General features: G+C 59.2%; 1 protein-coding gene. It reads left to right on the forward strand.

The genetic code is table 11. The features are described from left to right. Nucleotides 1–293 precede the first annotated feature (293 nt). A protein-coding gene (locus tag FA740_RS19415; protein WP_136858425.1) for an IS3 family transposase occupies nt 294–1,429 on the forward strand; the annotation gives its coding sequence in 2 pieces (ribosomal slippage) (nt 294–546 and nt 546–1,429; 1,137 coding nt in all). The last annotated feature ends 191 nt before the right edge of the window (nt 1,430–1,620 follow it).

The raw sequence follows: 1,620 nt of genomic DNA on the forward strand, positions 1-1,620 counted from the left end.
GCGGTTGCAGCAGAGGACAGGGCGCATCCGGTCAGGAAAGCGGCGACGGCCGCACCGCGGCGTGTTTGGCAATAGATCATATGAGGCTCCCCCGATGAATGGTGCATCGTTTGTTGCCCTTGCTTGCTGGGGCGTCAATGGCCAGTGGGCAGATGGGTGCGATGCTTCGAGACGCCCCATGCCTGCCGTCAATCTAGCTCAACCTACGACAGGGGTCGTTACTCGTCGCCAGAGGTGGTCGCAGGAATACGGACCAGTCGCTAAGCTTTGGCGATTGACGAAGGACTGTCCGCATGACGAAACGGAAGCGCCATTCGGCTGAGTTCAAGGCGAAGGTGGCGTTGGAGGCCATCCGCGAGGAATTGACCACGGCCGAGTTGGCCAAGAAGTATGACATCCACCCGACCATGATCACGGGCTGGAAAAAGACTGCTATCGAGAAAATGACCTTGGCCTTTAGCAGCAAGGGCGCTGCTGAACTGACGATTTTCGATCAGGAGGTCGAGAAGCTGCATGCCAAGATCGGCCAGCTGGTGGTGGAACGGGATTTTTTGTCGAAAGCCTCCAGTCTCATTCTCGGCGCTGGAGGCAAAAAGCGGTGAAGCAGGATCACCGTGATCTCAGCGTCCGGCGGCAATGCAGCCTGCTGTCGCTGGCGCGCTCTGGCCTTTATTGCCAGCCACGTGGTGAAAGCGCCGAAAACCTGAAGTTCATGGAGATCATCGACCGGCAGTTCCTCGAGACGCCGTGGTATGGTTCACGGCAAATGGCCCGACACATGGAACGAGAGGGGCATCGATGCGGGCGCCATCGGGTCCGCCGGCTGATGAAGCTCATGCGACTTGTGCCGATCTATCAGGAGCCCAGGACCAGCACAAAGCATCCAGCGCACAAGATTTACCCGTATCTGCTCAGAGGCTTGGCCATCACCCGCCCCAACTTGGTCTGGTGCACCGATATCAGCTACATCCCGATGCGCCGGGGATTTCTCTACCTGGTGGCCATCATGGACTGGCACAGCCGCAAGGTGCTCAGCTGGCGGCTGTCGAACTCCATGGACGCGAGCTTTTGCGTCGAGGCTCTGAAGGAGGCACTGGTCAAATACGGGCCGCCCGAGATCTGTAACTCTGATCAGGGTTCGCAATTCACCAGCACCGACTTCACCGGGGTGCTGCTCGACGCCAAGGTGAGGATCTCCATGGGCGGACGCGGTCGCTGGATCGACAACCGGATGATCGAAAGGCTGTGGCGTTCCCTCAAATACGAATGCGTCTACCTGAACGCCTTCGAGACCGGGGCCGAGACCCGCAGGGGGATCGGCGCTTGGATCAGCGATTACAACGAAAAACGCCCGCACTCATCGCATGGGTTGCTGACGCCCGCTGAGGCCTATGATACCGCCGCCCTGAACCTGAAAGCCGCTGCCTGACATGAAAACCATGCCAAAGCTTAGGGAGGCGGCAAACTGGTCGAAAAACCCCGACCACCTCTTTCCGCGTTATGTCCATGCGCCGCCTGGTGCCTGTGGTTTGCGTCAACCTGGGGTCTGACAGACCCTAAGTTGACGCTCAGATGCACTTCGGCCGAGGCGCTGGCGTAGCAATTCTGACGACCGAGTGC

The organism is Paracoccus hibiscisoli, assembly GCF_005048265.1.
Classification (GTDB): Bacteria; Pseudomonadota; Alphaproteobacteria; order Rhodobacterales; family Rhodobacteraceae; genus Paracoccus; species Paracoccus hibiscisoli.